Raw genomic sequence first — 16,145 nt, 5'->3', positions numbered from 1 at the left:
CTCAGTCCAGGTGGAACTTCCGCTCCGTCGCCAGCTTCGCGAGCTGGTCGGCGGTGAACGGCAGCTCGGCCAGCGCCGGGTGGCCCGACCGGCGGAACTCGCGGCTCTGCGCGATCACGACCAGCGTGCCGTCGTCGTGCTTGTGGATGGCGGCCTCGTCCATGCCGTTGATGTCGTACGGACCCTCACCGGACGGCCCGGCGGTCAGGTGGGCGACCTTCTTGCCGTCGACGTCGACCAGCCGGCACTCGCCGCGGCTGATCGTCCACACCGCCTGCTTCGCCTCGCACGGCGACGAGACGTCCGCGAACCGGTTGCCCTTGGTGAGGACCAAGATCCACAGCTTGCCCACGCCGGACGTGCCGTCCTGGGTGACCGGCGTGGTGCCCATGTACTCCCAGACCTGCTTGTCACCGTCGTAGTAGTCCTCGAACTGCGACTGGGTGTAGCGCATCGGGCCGTGCCAGGTCTCGGGCGTGTCGCCCGGGGTCAGGGGCTCCTTGTCCACCGCCTCGTAGGTCGGCGGCAGGGACGCGCCCAGGTCGTTGAGCACCTGGACGGACTTGTCGGCGCGCGGACCGGAGCGGGCCGTGCGGTCGGTCTGCCCGTCCGGCCACTCCGGCTTGCCCGACGCGTCGACGGAGGCGCTGGGCGGCGGCGACGCGGTCGGCGACACCGAGGGCGACGCCGACGGTGGGGGCGGAGCCGTCGTGGTCAGCGGTGGTCCGCCGGCCTCGGTGGTGCCGCCGCCGGTGAACTGCGGCACCAGCACCGCGCCCACGGCGATCGCCACCACGGCGAGCCCCGCCACACCGCCCGTCCACGCCGTCTTGCGCCGGCGCCGGGCCGCCCGACCGGCCGCCACCGCGCCCTCGGGGCTCATCGGAGGCGGCGGGCTGCTCGCCACCATCGCGTCCTGCAACGCGCTCTTCAGCTCGTGCTCGTTCATCGCACCATTTCTCCCTGCTGCGGGGTGATCAGGCCGCGCAGCGTCTGCAGCCCCCGCGCGGCCTGGCTTTTCACCGTTCCCTCGGAACAGCGCAGTGCCCTGGCGGTCTCCTCCACCGACAGGTCTTCCCAGTACCTGAGGACGAGGACGGCGCGCTGCCGCGGCGGGACCTTGGCCAGTGCCGCCAGCAGCACCAACCGGTCCTCCGCGGACCCGCGACCGACGCTCGCGGTCTCCGGCGTCGTGTCGCTCACGCGCTCCTTGCGGAACCAGCCCCGGCGCAGGTCGGACACGAACGTCCGGACCAGCGTCTGCCGGGTGTAGGCGTCGAGTGCCTCGTGCCGGTTGATCCGCTTCCAGGCCACGTAGAGCTTCGTGAACGTGGCCTGAACCAGGTCCTCGGCACGGTGCCAGTCGCCGCACAGCAGGTACGCCGTGCCGCGCATGGCCTCGGACCGCGCCGCGAAGTACTCCGCGAACGCGGTGTCCCGATCACCCATCTGTCCTCCCCATCCAGCGGTACCGGGTTAGTCACGCTCGCGGCGGGCCGGCGGGTTGCATCCCGTTCACGAGTTTCGTGGAGACTGGTTGCCAGAGACTCTGGGAGGCCGGGCGTTGTTGTTCTTGTTGCTGTTCACGGTCGTGATGGGGTCCGCGCACTACTACGTGTGGCGGCGGGCCGTGCGGAACACGACCGCCCCCGGCCGGGCCCGGCGGATCGGCACCGCGGCGGTCGTCGGGCTGTTCGCCCTCATGATCGCCGGGCTGCTGGTCGAGACGCCGGTGCTGTCGTGGCCGGGGTACATCTGGCTGGCCTGCGTGTTCTACCTGGCCGTGGTGTTCGGCGTCCTGGAAATCCCGCGACTGGCGCTCAACCGGACCACCCGCCGGAAGGTGCCCATCCGCGAGGTCGCGTCGGTGGGTCGGGCCTCGTCTTCCGGCGATCACGCTTTTCGATCGTCGGAAGACGAGGCCCGACGTGCCGACTTTCGGGCGACCTCGCCCGCCGCGACGGAGGAGCGGCAATTCAACGCAGGTCGCAGGCTGTTCATCGCACGTTCACTGGCTGTTGCGGGTGGGGTGGCGACGGCCGGCATCGTCGGGTACGGGGCGACGGAGGCGTTGAGTGCGCCGCGTATCAAGACGGTCCCGGTGAACCTGACGAAGTTGGACCGGAGGCTTGCGGGATACCGCATCGCCGTCGTCAGCGACATCCACCTCGGCCCGCTGCTCGGCCGCGCGCACACCGAGCGGATCGTGCGGATGATCAACGAGCTGCAGCCGGACCTGGTGGCCGTCGTCGGCGACCTCGTGGACGGCACGGTCGAGCAGCTCGGCGAGGCGGCGGCGCCGCTGCGCGACCTGGTGAGCACGCACGGCACCTACTTCGTCACCGGCAACCACGAGTACTACTCGGGCTTCGAGCCCTGGCTGGCCGAACTCGACCGGTTGGGCGTCCACCCGCTGCGCAACGAGCGGGTGCGGATCGAACGGGCGGGCGCCTCGTTCGAACTGGCCGGTGTGAACGACGTGACGGGCACGAACTTCCAGGACGGTCCGGACTTCGCCCGGGCGCTGGACGGCCGCGACCCGGCCAGTCCCGTCGTGCTGCTGGCGCACCAGCCGGTGCAGGCGCACGAGGCCGCCAAGCACGGCGTGGACCTCCAGCTGTCCGGCCACACGCACGGCGGGCAGATGTTCCCGTTCCACCTCGCGGTGGGCCTCCAGCAGCCCGTCCGCAGTGGCCTGGAGGTGGTGGACGGGGTGCAGGTCTACACCACCAACGGGGCCGGTTTCTGGGGTCCGCCGGTCCGCGTGGGCGCCCCGCCCGACATCTCGTTGGTGGAGCTGCATCACAACTTCGCGTCCCGATAGGGCGATCTTCACCGAAACCGCTTAGAGTGGACGGCCGTGCCAACATGCGGTTGCGGAGGGGGACCCCTAGCGAGATGAAGACGAGCTTTGCCGGCCAACGGCTTGATCACGAGGCAACAGCTCGTATTCGTCGTTTCCTGGACCATGAGCAACCCGGCACGCCCTGCCTGGTCATCGACCTCCCCACGGTTCGCGACCGCTTCACCGCGATCCGCGACGCCCTGCCCGGGGTAGGGATCTTCTACGCCGTCAAGGCGAACCCGACGCCCGAGGTGGTCGAGCTGCTCGCCGCCGAGGGGTGCAGCTTCGACGTGGCCAGCCCCAACGAGATCGACCTGTGCCTGGCCCGCGGGGCCGCGCCGGGGACCATCTCCTACAGCAACCCCATCAAGAAGGCCCGGGACATCGCCTACGCGTACTCGCGCGGCGTGCGGATCTTCGTTTCCGACAGCGAGCAGGACGTGCGGGCGCTGGCCGAGCACGCGCCCGGCTCGTCGGTCATGCTGCGCATCCAGGTCGACAGCCGGGGTTCGACGTACCCGTTCGGGAAGAAGTTCGGCTGTTCGCCCGAGATGGCGACGGATCTCCTGCGCCTGACCGGGGAACTGGGCCTGGTGCCGCTGGGCGTCGCATTCCACGCGGGTTCGCAGCAGTTGGCCACGGACGGCTGGGACGGCGCGATCGCCGACGCCGCCGAGATCACCGCGAAGCTGCGCGCCGAGGGCGTCGAGCTGAGCACGGTGAACCTCGGGGGTGGTCTGCCCGCGGGCTACCTGGACCCGTTGCCGTCGCTGGCCGACTACGCCGCCGGCATCAAGGCCTCACTCGCCCGCCACTTCGGGGACGACGTGCCCAAGGTGATGATCGAGCCCGGTCGCGCGGTGGTCGCCGAGTCCGGCGTGCTGCGCTCCGAAGTGGTGCTGGTGGCGAAGAAGTCCTATTCGGACGATCGCCGCTGGGTGTTCCTCGACATCGGGCGCTACGGCGGTCTGGCGGAGACGGAAGGCGAAGCGATCGCCTACCCGTTGCGAACCAGCCGCGATGGTGTTTCCCTGGACGAGGGGCCGACGGGCCCCGTGGTGATCGCCGGTCCGACGTGCGACGCGGACGACGTGCTGTACCAGACCACCTGCTACGAGCTGCCGATGGAGCTGCGAGCGGGCGATCACGTCGACCTGATGTGCGCCGGCGCGTACACGGCGAGCTACTCCTCGGTGGCGTTCAACGGCTTCGAGCCGTTGGCCACGTACTGCGTGCGGTGAGCGCGCTCAAGGTTTGTTCGAAGCTTCACCCTTCTGAAGATGTTTGGAGTGATTGATGTCCGGACTCCCGTGCGAATCCGAGCCGGTTGGCTTGTTCGCAGGACAGCACGTGCTGGCCGAGCTGGAAGGTGTCAGCCCGGAACTGCTCGACGACGAGCAGTTCCTGCGACACGCCCTCGGCGAGGCGCTCACCCAGGCTGATGCCACGGTGTTGGAGGTGGTCTCCAAGCAGTTCGAGCCGCAGGGGGTCACCGTGCTGGCCCTGCTGTCGGAGTCGCACGCGTCCATCCACACCTATCCGGAAGTCGGAGCGGTGTTCGTGGACGTGTTCACCTGCGGCACACGGGCCAAGCCCGCGCTCGCGGTGCAGCTCCTGGCCGAGGCGCTGGGTGCCCGTTCCGCACGCACGGACATGATCAGCCGGGGCACCCAGGTCCCCGCGCTCGTCGGTGAGGAGAAGGCGTCTTGATCCGCGAACCGCTCGCGGCCGGTTTGACCAGGGTCTGGGAGGTCGACGAGGTCGTCGTCGACACCCAGACGAAGTTCCAGCACCTGGTGATCGCCCGCACCGCCCAGGGGTTGTCGCTGTTCTGCGACGACGACCGGCAGAGCACCGAGTTCAGCCAGCTGACCTACCACGAGGCGCTGATGGTCCCGGCGCTCCTGCTCGCGGACCGCGTGGACCGCGTGCTGGTCATCGGGTCCAGCGAGGGCGTGGTGTGCCAGATGGCGGTGGCCGCGGGCGCGTCGGTGGTCGACCACATCGACATCGACGAAGAAGCCGTGAAGCTGTGCGCCGAGCACCTGCCCTACGGCTACACGCCGGAGGAGCTGGCGGCGGCCGAGCAGGGTGACGGCCCGGTCCGCGTGCAGTACATCGACGGCTACGAGTACATCCGGACGACGTCGGAGCGCTACGACATCGTCCTGGTGGACCTGCCGGACGAGCGCGAGGAGGAGGCGCAGCACAACCGCCTGTACGGCGAGGAGTTCCTGGCCATGTGCAAGGCCCTCCTCACCCCGGGCGGCGTGGTGGTCTCCCAGGCCGGCTGCCAGACCATGTGGCGCAACACCACGTTGAAGCGGATGTGGCAGCGCTTCAACGACGTGTTCGCGACGGTGGCGTACTACGGCTCCGACGAGCACGAGTGGGCCTACCTGTTCGGCCGCGCGGACGAGGTCGCCGACCCGACCGCGCTGATGACCGAGCGCCTGAAGGAGTGCGGTTACCAGCCGGAGACGATCGACGACCTGGCCCTGCTGGGCAACTCGATCCCCCCGTACCAGGTCCGCAACGCCTGACGTGAGCCGAGGGCCGCTTCCCGTTGTCCGACAGCGGGAAGCGGCCCTTTCGCTCAGGCCAGGGACTTCTTGAGGAAGTCGACCTGGAGCAGCAGCAGGTTCTCGGCCACCTGTTCCTGCGGGGTCATGTGCGTGACGCCCGACAACGGCAGCACCGTGTGCGGCCTGCCAGCGGCCAGGAGTGCCGAGGACAGGCGCAGTGTGTGTGCGGCAACGACGTTGTCGTCGGCCAACCCGTGCACGATCATCAACGGGCGCTCCAGCTTCGGCGCGTCCTCGATCAGCGAGTTGCTGTCGTAGACCTCCGGCTTCTCGTCCGGGTGACCCAGATACCGCTCGGTGTAGTGGGTGTCGTACAGGCGCCAGTCCGTCACGGGTGCGCCCGCGATGCCCGCGTGGAAGACGTCCGGCCTGCGCAGGACCGCCAACGCCGACAGGTAACCGCCGTACGACCAGCCGCGGATGCCCACCCTGGTCAGGTCGAGGTCTTCTTCCTGCGCCGCAACGGCTTGCAGCGCGTCCACCTGGTCTTCGAGGGTGGCGCCGGCGAAGTCGAAGGCGATCGAACGCTCCCACTCCGGCCCGCGGCCCGGGGTGCCCCGGCCGTCGACCACGAGCACCGCGAAGCCCTGGTCGGCCAACCACTGTGAAGCCAGGTAAGCGTTTCGGGCGTACAGGACGCGCTGCGCGTGCGGCCCGCCGTACGGGTCCAGCAGGACCGGCAGCTTGGTGCCCTTCACGTGGTCCCGGGGGAACAAGAGAGCGGCGCGGAGGTCGCGTTCGCCCACGGTCAGCAGGCGGACTTCCGGCGTCAGGACCGGAGTTTCGGCGTGGGACGGGATTTCGTGGCCGCCGACGGTCGTCTTAGCGCCGAAGTGGTCCAAGCCGCTACGCGACAGGACCACCGTGTCAGCACCACGTGCCACGCCATAAACACCCGGCTCCGTGGACAGGCGCTCCACCGAATCGGCCGTGACGCGGTAGACGTGGACCTGGGTCGGGTCGTCGGTGGACGCGGTGACCAGGACGTCGTCGGCGACCTCGACCACCGAGCGGACCTGGAAGTCGTCCGGGGTCCACGGGGTGCCGTCGACCACCAGGCGGTTCGCGCCGTCCACCGGGAGGACCTGCACGAGCTTGCCGTCCGGGGTCCACGCGGGCGCGCCGGGGAAGATCTCCAGCCAGACGGGGTCGGAGTTGTCGGCCACGACCTCCACTCCGTCGGGCGTCACCGCCAGGACCTGCACCCGGCGCTGGTCCCGGCTCTGCACCTGAAGGAGCGGGCGGCCGTGGGCGGACCAGGTAGCCGTGTTCAGGTACGGGAAGGACTCGTGGTCCCACACCACCGGGGTCCGGGTGCCGTCCAGCGCCAGGACGAAGACCTCGACGACCGCGTTCGGCGTGCCGGCCGCCGGGTAGGCGATCTCGGCGGCGGGGGTGGCCGGGTTGGCCGGGTCGGCGATGTGCCAGCGGGTGACCGGGGAGTTGTCGACGCGGGCGGCCAGGACGTGCTCGCCGTCCGGGGAGAACCAGTAGCCGCGGTAGCGGCCCATCTCCTCGGCCGCCACGAACTCCGCCAGGCCCCACGTGACGTCGGCGCCGTCCGGCTCGGCGAGCACGAGGTCTTCGCCCGACTCCAGGTCCATGACGTGCAGCGCGCCGCCGGTGACGTAGCCGACGCGGCGGCCGGTCGGGTCCAGGCGCGGGTCGATGACGCTGCCGGGTGCGGACAGCTCGCGGACCACGCCGGTCGCCAACTCGACCACGAACAGTCGGCCGGACAAGGCGAACGCGGCCTGCCGGCAGTCCGCGTCGGTCGCGTACCCCACGATGCCCGCCGCCTGCTCCCGGCTGCGCTCACGGCGCGCGCGTTCCTCGGGTGACAGGTCTTCCGGGTCGGTCAGCAGGTCGTTCGGGTCCACCAGCAACCGCTCGGTCCCGGTGGCGGTGTCGAACGCCCACAGCCCGTTCGCGCGGCTCGTGGCCGCGGCGGTGCGCAGGAAGTACACGTGGCCACCGTCGGGTGCGACGGTGAAGTTCCGGGGAGCGCCAAGGGTGAACCGCTGGGTGCGCGCTTGCTGGCGCGGGAAGGAGATCTCGTTGCCCACCGGGACAGCCTAGGCGGGCGGCGGCGGCTAGTCTGCGGGCCATGCGTCTGGTCTGGCTCGCCGCGGCCCTGGTGGTGGCCGGGTGTTCGTCGTCCGGGTCGGCCGACGACCGGTTCCTGCCCGACTCCACCAGCCCCCAGTCCGCGGCCGAACTGGAGGCCAACGCCGGGGTCCGCCTGCCCTCGGGCACGGTCCTGCTGTCGGCGGCCCGCACGTCGCTCAGCGGCGGGCTGGAGAGCCGGGTGATGGCGCAACTGCGGATGCCCGCGTCCGCCGTGCCGAGGTTCCTGGCCAACAGCGGGTTCGAGGCGGCCGTGCCGGACCAGCGCACGATCACCGACAAGGACTTCCCGGACAGCGGCACGTGGCACCCGGACAAGGCGACGAAGGTCGCCGGGGTGATCGACGGCAACCGCAAGGTCATGGTGGACCTCGGCCACCCCGAGGACGTGACCGTCTACGTGGTCACCTTCCAGTCCTGACCGCACTCCTCCTAACCGCGCCGGAGCCCCTGTCTTGGGCCGCCGCTGAACCGCGCCCGTGACCGGGCCGTAATCGTCGGTGAGCGACCGACGCCATCGAGGAGGAGTTGAGTGTGATCCGACGAAACCGCATCGCCATCGCCGCAGCGGGTGGCATGGCGGCCGTGCTCGCGCTGGTCATGTGGAGTTCCAACGCGGTCGGCGTGCAGGGCACGAACGTCGCGCAGACCGAGCAGGTGGGCGCCGCCGCGCAGGCCGACTACGGGGACGTCCCACCGGCACCTCCGGCCGCGGAGACCCCCGCCGAGCAGCAGGAACCCGCCGCCGAAACGACCGAGGAGACCCCGGCCGGCCAGGCCGCGCCCGCGCCGTCCGGGCCGGGCGTCACGCTGGTGGCCAAGAGCGTGCCGAAGATGGGCGATGTCGTGCAGGACGGCGACGGCCGCACGCTGTACCGGTTCGACAAGGACACGCCGAACCCGCCGAAGTCCAACTGCGAGGGCAAGTGCGCGGAGACCTGGCCGCCGCTGCTGGCCAACGGCGCGCCGAAGCTGGAGGGCGTCGACCCGGCGCTGGTCGGCACGGTGAAGCGGGCCGACGGGACCGAGCAGGTGACGCTGGCGGGCTGGGCGCTGTACACGTACTCGAAGGACGAGGCGCCGGGCCAGTGGAAGGGCCAGGGCGTGGGCGGCACGTGGTTCGTCGTGCAGCCCGACGGCAAGCGCAACGTGGAGTGCCTGCCGCCCGGTGTGGCGGTTCCCTCAGGAGCCTGAATCCCCAAGAACATGACCCCCGGCCTGGGGTTGGGCCGGGGGTCATGTCATGCGCTGTGTTGAATTGACCCGCCTCCGGCGGGTCGGCGAGGTCGCACCCTTACAGGTTGGGGTAGAGCGGGTGCTTCGCGGCCAGCACCTCGACCCGCGAACGCAGCTCAGCGAGATCGGCGGAAGGCTGCAAAGCGGTCGCGATGATGTCGGCGACCTCCGCGAAGTCCGCCGCGCCGAAGCCGCGCGTGGCCAACGCCGGGGTGCCGATGCGCAGGCCCGAGGTGACCATCGGCGGGCGCGGGTCGTTCGGGACGGCGTTGCGGTTGACCGTGATGCCCACCTCGTGCAGCCGGTCCTCGGCCTGCTTGCCGTCCAGCTCCGAGTTCACCAGGTCGACCAGCACCAGGTGCACGTCCGTGCCGCCGGTCAGCACCTTCACGCCGGCGGCCGCCGCGTCGGGCTGGGACAGCCGGTCGGCGAGGATCTTCGCGCCCTCGACCGTGCGGCGCTGGCGGTCGGCGAACTCCGGGGACGCGGCGTGCTTGAACGCCACCGCCTTGCCCGCGATCACGTGCTCCAGCGGACCGCCCTGCTGGCCGGGGAACACCGCCGAGTTGATCTTCTTGGCGAGGTCCGCCTCGTTGGTCAGGATCACGCCGCCGCGCGGGCCGCCGAGGGTCTTGTGCGTCGTCGTCGTGACGACGTGGGCGTGCGGCACCGGGCTCGGGTGCAGGCCCGCCGCCACCAGACCGGCGAAGTGGGCCATGTCCACCAGCAGGTACGCGCCCACCGAGTCGGCGATCCGGCGGAACTCCGCGAAGTCCAGCTGCCGCGGGTAGGCCGACCAGCCCGCCACGATCAGCTTCGGCCGGTGCTCCTGCGCCAGCGCCTCGACCTCGGCCATGTCCACCCGCCCGTCCACATCGGACACGTGGTAGGGCACGACGTTGTAGAGCTTGCCGGAGAAGTTGATCCGCATGCCGTGGGTCAGGTGGCCGCCGTGCGCCAGGTCCAGGCCCAGGATGGTGTCACCGGGCTGGAGCAGGGCGAACATGGCGCACGCGTTGGCCTGCGCGCCCGAGTGCGGCTGCACGTTGGCGTAGCCCGCGCCGAACAGCTCCTTGACCCGCGCGATGGCCAGCCGCTCGATGACGTCGACGTTCTCGCACCCGCCGTAGTAGCGGCGGCCCGGGTAGCCCTCGGCGTACTTGTTGGTCAGCACCGAGCCCTGCGCCTGGAGCACCGACACCGGCGTGAAGTTCTCCGACGCGATCATCTCCAGCGTGCCCTGCTGCCGGCGCAGCTCGGCCGCGACCGCGTCGGCGACCTCGGGGTCGAACTCCGCGAGGGAGGTGTTGAAGTGCTCGGACATGTGGGACCTCTCCCTACGAGTTGCGCTTGTAGAACGGCAGGGCGACGACCTCCACGGGCTCCTGCCGGCCCCGGACGTCGACGGACAGCTTGGTGCCGGGCTCGGCGTGCGCGGGCGGCACGTACGCCATCGCCACCGAGTACCCCAGCGTCGGCGACAGCGCGCCGCTGGTGACCTCGCCGATGGCCGTGCCGTCGACGTCCAGCACGGCGTACCCGTGGCGCGGCGCGCGGCGGGACTCGGTCTTCAGCCCGACCAGCTTGGCCTCGACGCCCGCCTCGGCCACCTTGGCCAGCGGCTCGCGGCCGACGAAGTCGCCCGGCTTGTCCAGCTTCACCACGCGGCCCAGGTTGGCGTGGTAGGGCGTGCGGGAGGTGCTCAGCTCGTTGCCGTACAGCGGCATCCCGGCCTCCAGGCGCAGGGTGTCGCGGCAGCCCAGGCCGGCCGGCTTGAGGTCGTGCGGCTTGCCCGCTTCGAGGAGCGCCTGCCACACGTGCGGGGCGTCGGCCGGGGCCAGGAACAGCTCGAAGCCGTCCTCGCCGGTGTAGCCGGTGCGGGCCAGCAGCGCGGGCTTGCCGGCCACCTCGGTCGGGTAGGAGGCGTAGTACTTGACCTTCGACAGGTCCGTCTCGGTCAGGCCCTCCAGGATGGCGACCGCCTTGGGGCCCTGCACGGCCAGCAACGCGTAGTCGGTGGACTTGTCCTCGACGGTGGTGTCGAAGCCCTCGGCGCGCTCCTTCAGGGCGTCGAAGACGACGGCCGCGTTGGAGGCGTTGGCGACGACCAGGTACTCCTGGTCACCGGTGCGGTACACGATCAGGTCATCGATCACGCCGCCGTCGGCCTGGCAGATCATGGTGTAGCGGGCGCGGCCGACGCCGATCGCGGACGCGTGGCCGACCAGGGCGTGGTCGAGCGCGGCGCCGGCCTGCGGGCCGGTCAACACGATCTCACCCATGTGGGTCAGGTCGAACAGGCCCGCCGACGTGCGCACGGCGTGGTGCTCGGCCAGCTCGCTGTCGTAGCGCAGCGGCATCCGCCAGCCCGCGAAGTCGGTGAACTGGGCGCCCAGCGCCTCGTGCTCGGCGTGCAGCGGCGTCCGGCGGGTTTCCACGGGGTCCTCCCTGAAGGCGGGCACGGCAGCGTCGCCGACCGGGTGGGTCGGCCTGCCGCTACGAAGGATGACACGGTCCATCGAGACTCCTCGTCCGAGTGAGCCTCCCCCTCTGTCATGAGCCTGAGAGCTTCACCGCGACCCCGCACGTCGGCGAGGGCGGCTTGCACCGTGGGCGAGGCGCCGGGCGCCTGCTTTCCAGAGTTGCCTTCGTCTGCGCGGTGACGGTGCCTGAGAGATTCCGGGGAGGAGTTGCTCCTTCGGCGCCCCGTGGTGCGTGGGGACTCTCCCGCGCGACATCGACGGCCGTGTTCAGTTGGTACCGCCAGACGCTAGTTGTGCCTGGCCAGACCAGTCAACACGGGTCCGGTCGACACAGACCCGGTCGACACGGTCACAGGGCGCGCTCGAGGCGGACGCTCTCCACGACCTTGCGCTCGGCGTAGAAGGACACGAACGGGATCGTGCCCGCGAGCAGCACCAGGGCCGTGCCCTTGAGCGACCAGCGCGCCTTGAGCGCCAGGTCGACCGTGATGACGAGGTAGATCGCGTACAGGAAGCCGTGCACCGGGCCGACGACCTTCATCATGCCGTCGCTGTCGCCCACGTACTTGACCAGCATCGCCGCCACGAGCAGGAGCAGGCCCACACCGACCACGTAAGCCATGAACCGGAACCGGCCCAACGCACCGCTCATCGCCCTACCGACCGCCTTCGCTCACCGCTGGTCCCGCGCGTGGAGTTCGCGGAGGTAGCGGTTGTAGGCCGCCAGCTCGTCGTCCTCGTCGTCGTGCGCGGGTGTCCTGACGGGCTCCACGGTAACGACCGGCTCCTGAGCGGCCGGCACCGGCTCCCCGACCACCTGCGTGGACGTGTCGGCGCCCACAGCGGCGGCGTCCTCGGCCCTGCGCTGGGCGGCGAGCTTGCGCATCCGCCACACCATGAAGGCCGGGAACAGGCCGAACAGGGGCCACTGGAAGACGTAGCCGAGGTTCTGGAACGTCCCACCGGCCTGCGAGAACCGCTCCCACTGCCAGTACGCGAGCCCGCAGCACACCACCAGCGAGAGCAAGCACACAGCGCCGATCGCCACCGGTGTCCAATTGCGCTCGCCCCGCTCGCGCGGCGAGGTCGCCCGGGGGTCGGCAGTTCGAGCCTGATCCGCCGCGGATCGAAAAGCGTGATCGTCGTCGGATGAGTCTCGACCTACCGACGCGACCTCGCGGGGAGGAGGGGTGGTCACGCCTCAAGAGTACTTCGGGCCACCGACAAGGCGACCGCCAACCGGGATGGGCTCCCCGCACAGGAGCCCGCCCTCCCGGATCACGCTAGTCCCGACCACGCCGCGCCCTCACCGCGCGACGCCCTTGCGCTGCGCCACGCTCGCGCGTGGCGCGTTCGACATCACGCAACGCCGTCCCGGCGCTGCCGCTGCAACCTGGCCACGCACCAGGCCGCCGCACTGCCCCGACGCAGGTGCTGGAGCACCGTCATCGGCCCGAGCCGACGTCCCAGGTCGGCGGGCGTGAGCCCGGCGGCCCGGTAGTCGAGGGCGCGCTGGTCCAACGGGCTGATGCCCGCGTCCCACCACGCCTCCGCCTCGGACAGGTCGCCCACGAGCTGCCAGTAGCTCGCGGCGGCGGCGAGCAGGACCTCGGGCACCTCGGGCGCCCGCTTCCGCATCGCCGCGACGTAGGCCGGGTCCGCGGACTCGACCTTCACCAGCCCCCGCGGTCCGCCGTTCGCCCGCTGCACGGGGATGCCCGGCGCGGACGGCGGGGCCTCGGCCAGCCACTCGTCCTTGATCCGGTTCACCTCGCGCAGCTCGGCGTCGTCCGAGCGCTCGGCCGCCCACTGCCGCAGCAGCTCGTCGACTCCGGAGTCCTCGACCATTCTGCCTCCTCGTCGGTCGAAGATCAGCCAATGCAGCGCACCGTATTAGCGGGTACCGGCAACCGCTAGACCCTGGTTTGTCAAAAACCCTGTTACCAGCACGTTATAGCCCTCATTCCACCCAGACGGTCCAACGGGGGAGGCAGCCCGTCACGGATGGTGAGCAGACCATTGATGATCTGTCAGGTGGACTAGTTGAACAGGCTCCGGACGAACGTGATGATCGACTCGGCGCCCTGGCGCAGCCAGCCGAGGGCCGTCTTGACCGCCTCGGCGGACTGGTCGGGCTGGGTGATCAGGAGGAACAGCAGCAGCGCGACGGCCGCCAGCGTCACCACCTTCTTGACGTTCACCGGTGTCTCTCCGTCCGTTCACAGGTGCGCGGTGACGGGCCCGCGCGCCCGCCGTGTTACCCCACATGGTCCCTCATTCACCCGGACGATGAGCCCAGAACCCGCCGTGATCCCACGACCGGGGGTAGCGGGAGGCACGCTGCCACGCGGGGCCCGTGACCCGCATCACCCGAACGGCCGATCAAGAGGTCCCCGGCGTCCGCCGATGACCAGGGTGCGGGCCACTCGCCCCACTCCCCCCAGCACGGACACCGAGGTTCCGCCACTCGTCGGCAATCGCAGAGCACATCACCCGCTTGCGCGACACACGCACCGTGTGTCATTGGGCCGAGGCACGGCCGTCCATTTCCCGGCACCACTCCGGACGATTAGTCGCACCCTTTTCGCATTAGCCCACGACACCGGACCGTCGCAGTTCCGCAATATCCGCTTCACCCAGTCCGAGGGACGCCAGCACCTCGTTCGTGTGGTGCCCCGCCGAGGGCGGCACGGACGGTGCACCGGCCGGGGTGCGGTCGAAGCGCGGCGCGGGTCCCGGCTGGGCCAAGCCCCCGACCTCGACGAACGTCCCGCGCGCCCGGTTGTGCGGGTGCGCCGGCGCCTCGTCGGGCGCGAGCACGGGCGCCAGGCACGCGTCACTGCCCTCCGCCAGCGCCGCCCACTCGTCCCTCGTCCGGGTGGCCACCGCCTCGGCGATCCGCGCCCGCAGGGCGGGCCACTGGGCCGGGTCGTGCCGGTTGGGCACGTCCGAGTCGGCCAGCCCGAGCAGTGCCAGGAGATCCGCGTAGAACTTCTCCTCCAGCGCGCCGATGCTGACAAACTTTCCATCCGCTGTGGCATAAACGTCGTAGAACGGCGCACCGCCGTCGAGGAGGTTGGTGCCCCGCTCGCCGCCCCACGCCCCGGCGGCCTTCATGCCGTGCAGGAACGTCGTCAGCAGCGCCGCGCCGTCCACCATGGCCGCGTCCACCACCTGCCCGCGCCCGGACCGCTCCCGCTCGTACAGGGCCGCCAGGACGCCCAGCGCGAGCAGCAGCCCGCCGCCGCCGAAGTCGCCGATGACGTTGAGCGGCACCGTGGGCGGCTGCCCGGCCCGGCCGATCGGCTCCAGCGCGCCCGCCAGGGCGATGTAGTTGATGTCGTGGCCCGCCCGGTCGGCCAGCGGGCCGTCCTGGCCCCAGCCGGTCATCCGGCCGTAGACCAGCCGCTGGTTGCGCGCCAGGCACTGGGCCGGCCCGATGCCCAGCCGCTCGGTCACGCCCGGCCGGAAGCCCTCCACCAGCACGTCGGACCGCTCCACCAGCTTGAGCACCAGCTCCGCGCCCTCGGGCCGGCGGATGTCCACGCCGATGGACCGCCGGCCGCGCCCGAGCACGTCGCCGGGCACCTCCAGCCCGCCGGACACCCGGTCCACCCGGACCACGTCCGCGCCCAGGTCCGCGAGCACCATGCAGCCGAACGGCGCGGGCGCGAGCCCGGCCAGCTCGACCACCTTCAACCCCGCCAGCGGCCCGCCCACTAGAGCGACCTCGCGATGATTTCCTTCATGATCTCGTTCGTCCCGCCGTAGATCTTCTGGACGCGGGCGTCCGCCCAGGCCCGGGCGATCGGGTACTCGGTCATGTAGCCGTACCCGCCGAACAGCTGCACGCACTCGTCCACGACCCGGCACAGCCGCTCGGTGGACCACCACTTGGCCATCGCCGCCGTGGGCACGTCGAGCTTGCCTTCGAGATGCGCCTCGATGCACTCGTCGACGAACGCCCTGGTCACGCGGGCCTCTGTGGCGCACTCGGCGAGGGTGAACCGGGTGTTCTGGAACTTGATCAGCTCCCGGCCGAACGCGGTGCGGTCCTTGACGTAGTCGACGGTCAGGTCGACGGCGGCCTCGATGCCCGCGATGGACGCCACCGCGATGATCAGCCGCTCCTGCGGGAGCTGCTGCATGAGCTGGATGAAGCCCTGGCCCTCGGACGAGCCGAGCAGGTTCTCGGCGGGCACGTGGACGTCGTCGAAGAACAGCTCCGCGGTGTCCTGGCCCTTCAGGCCGACCTTGTCCAGCACCCGGCCGCGCCGGAAGCCCGGCGTCGACGCCGTCTCGACGACCAGCAGGGAGATGCCGGTCGCGCCCTGGCCCGGGTCGGTCTTGGCGACCACGATGACGAGGTCGCACTGGGCGCCGTTGGTGATGAAGGTCTTCGAGCCGTTGATGACGTACCCGTCGTCGCGCCGGATGGCCCGGGTCTTGACGTTCTGCAGGTCCGACCCGCCGCCTGGCTCGGTCATCGCTATCGCGCCCACGAACTCGCCGCTCGCGAGCTTCGGCAGCCAGCGGTGCTTCTGCTCCTCGGTACCGTAGGCGTTGATGTAGTGCGCCACGATGCCGCTGTGCACGCTGTTGCCCCACGCGCTGTCACCGGCGCGCGCCTGCTCCTCCAGCAGCACCGCCTCGTGCGCGAACGTGCCGCCGCCACCGCCGTACTCCTCCGGGATGGACAGGCACAGCAGGCCCAGTTCGCCCGCTTTGTTCCAGAACTCCCGGTCGACCTGCTTCTGCGCGGCCCAGCGCTCCTGGTTGGGGACCGATTCCTTCTCGAAGAACGTCCTGGCGAGCTGCCGGAGCTGGTCCAGGTCGTCGGTCATCCACGGTGAACGGCGAGTAGGCATG

The 16,145-nt window shown here is 70.7% G+C and carries 17 protein-coding genes and 1 riboswitch; of the genes, 6 read left to right on the top strand and 11 right to left on the bottom strand.

Annotated features, from left to right (window positions below; genetic code table 11):
* Position 1 precedes the first annotated feature (1 nt).
* Together RIN75_RS25530 and RIN75_RS25525 are read right to left on the bottom strand one after the other, a co-directional pair.
* A complete protein-coding gene (locus tag RIN75_RS25530; RefSeq protein WP_309114547.1) occupies positions 2-949 on the bottom strand; it encodes a hypothetical protein in 948 nt (315 codons plus the stop codon).
* On the bottom strand, positions 946-1,449 hold the full coding sequence (locus RIN75_RS25525) for a SigE family RNA polymerase sigma factor (protein WP_309114546.1): 504 nt from the start codon (positions 1,447-1,449) through the stop codon (positions 946-948). The genes RIN75_RS25530 and RIN75_RS25525 overlap by 4 nt, the downstream gene beginning before the upstream one ends.
* A gap of 88 nt (positions 1,450-1,537) precedes the next feature.
* On the opposite strand from RIN75_RS25525, the gene RIN75_RS25520 reads away from it, so the two are divergent.
* From RIN75_RS25520 to RIN75_RS25505, 4 genes are all read left to right on the top strand, one after another.
* Positions 1,538-2,824, top strand: coding sequence for a metallophosphoesterase (locus RIN75_RS25520; RefSeq protein WP_309114545.1), 1,287 nt, complete (start codon positions 1,538-1,540; stop codon positions 2,822-2,824).
* 74 nt (positions 2,825-2,898) lie between these two features.
* Positions 2,899-4,086 (top strand): type III PLP-dependent enzyme, encoded by a 1,188-nt coding sequence (locus RIN75_RS25515; RefSeq protein ID WP_309114544.1) that lies wholly within the window; start codon positions 2,899-2,901, stop codon positions 4,084-4,086.
* A gap of 55 nt (positions 4,087-4,141) precedes the next feature.
* Positions 4,142-4,555, top strand: coding sequence for an adenosylmethionine decarboxylase (speD, locus tag RIN75_RS25510; RefSeq protein ID WP_309114543.1), 414 nt, complete (start codon positions 4,142-4,144; stop codon positions 4,553-4,555).
* Entirely contained in the window at positions 4,552-5,388 is an 837-nt protein-coding gene (locus RIN75_RS25505) for a spermidine synthase (RefSeq protein WP_309114542.1), read from the top strand. Before speD ends, RIN75_RS25505 begins: the two co-directional genes overlap by 4 nt.
* 53 nt (positions 5,389-5,441) lie before the next feature.
* On the opposite strand, the gene RIN75_RS25500 is transcribed toward RIN75_RS25505, so the two are convergent.
* Positions 5,442-7,496, bottom strand: coding sequence for a prolyl oligopeptidase family serine peptidase (locus RIN75_RS25500; RefSeq protein WP_309114541.1), 2,055 nt, complete (start codon positions 7,494-7,496; stop codon positions 5,442-5,444).
* 41 nt (positions 7,497-7,537) lie between these two features.
* Here RIN75_RS25500 and RIN75_RS25495 point away from each other — a divergent pair, with 41 nt between their 5' ends.
* Both RIN75_RS25495 and RIN75_RS25490 read left to right on the top strand, forming a co-directional pair.
* The gene (locus tag RIN75_RS25495; RefSeq protein WP_309114540.1) at positions 7,538-7,978 is read left to right on the top strand and encodes a hypothetical protein; all 441 of its coding nucleotides are present in this window, start codon (positions 7,538-7,540) and stop codon (positions 7,976-7,978) included.
* 113 nt (positions 7,979-8,091) lie between these two features.
* Positions 8,092-8,751, top strand: a complete 660-nt coding sequence (locus RIN75_RS25490; RefSeq protein ID WP_309114539.1) for a hypothetical protein — start codon at positions 8,092-8,094, stop codon at positions 8,749-8,751.
* A gap of 100 nt (positions 8,752-8,851) precedes the next feature.
* On the opposite strand, the gene glyA is transcribed toward RIN75_RS25490, so the two are convergent.
* The 8 genes from glyA to RIN75_RS25450 all read right to left on the bottom strand — a co-directional run bounded on the left by glyA (position 8,852) and on the right by RIN75_RS25450 (position 16,144).
* Entirely contained in the window at positions 8,852-10,117 is a 1,266-nt protein-coding gene (gene glyA / locus RIN75_RS25485) for a serine hydroxymethyltransferase (protein WP_309114538.1), read from the bottom strand.
* Between the two features lie 13 nt (positions 10,118-10,130).
* Positions 10,131-11,231, bottom strand: a complete 1,101-nt coding sequence (gcvT, locus tag RIN75_RS25480) for a glycine cleavage system aminomethyltransferase GcvT (RefSeq protein WP_309114605.1) — start codon at positions 11,229-11,231, stop codon at positions 10,131-10,133.
* Positions 11,232-11,440: 209 nt separating this feature from the next.
* A riboswitch (glycine riboswitch) is annotated at positions 11,441-11,533 on the bottom strand.
* A gap of 92 nt (positions 11,534-11,625) precedes the next feature.
* Positions 11,626-11,928 carry a DUF3817 domain-containing protein gene (locus RIN75_RS25475; protein ID WP_309114537.1) on the bottom strand — a complete coding sequence of 101 codons (303 nt, stop codon included), beginning with the start codon at positions 11,926-11,928 and terminating at the stop codon, positions 11,626-11,628.
* Between the two features lie 21 nt (positions 11,929-11,949).
* A complete protein-coding gene (locus RIN75_RS25470) occupies positions 11,950-12,324 on the bottom strand; it encodes a hypothetical protein (RefSeq protein ID WP_309114536.1) in 375 nt (124 codons plus the stop codon).
* A 311-nt stretch (positions 12,325-12,635) separates the two neighbouring features.
* A complete protein-coding gene (locus RIN75_RS25465; protein WP_121227042.1) occupies positions 12,636-13,124 on the bottom strand; it encodes a helix-turn-helix transcriptional regulator in 489 nt (162 codons plus the stop codon).
* Between the two features lie 191 nt (positions 13,125-13,315).
* The gene (locus tag RIN75_RS25460; RefSeq protein ID WP_170199802.1) at positions 13,316-13,477 is read right to left on the bottom strand and encodes a hypothetical protein; all 162 of its coding nucleotides are present in this window, start codon (positions 13,475-13,477) and stop codon (positions 13,316-13,318) included.
* Positions 13,478-13,865: 388 nt separating this feature from the next.
* Complete coding sequence (locus RIN75_RS25455; protein WP_309114535.1) at positions 13,866-14,996, bottom strand: CaiB/BaiF CoA-transferase family protein; 1,131 nt, start codon at positions 14,994-14,996, stop codon at positions 13,866-13,868.
* A complete protein-coding gene (locus RIN75_RS25450; protein WP_309114534.1) occupies positions 14,996-16,144 on the bottom strand; it encodes an acyl-CoA dehydrogenase family protein in 1,149 nt (382 codons plus the stop codon). The genes RIN75_RS25455 and RIN75_RS25450 overlap by 1 nt, the downstream gene beginning before the upstream one ends.
* Between the last annotated feature and the right edge of the window lies 1 nt (position 16,145).

Source organism: Saccharothrix sp., assembly GCF_031180885.1.
Lineage (GTDB): Bacteria > Actinomycetota > Actinomycetes > Mycobacteriales > Pseudonocardiaceae > Actinosynnema.
Note: the sequence above shows the minus strand (reverse complement) of the source record. Positions and strands in the feature narration are given on the sequence as shown.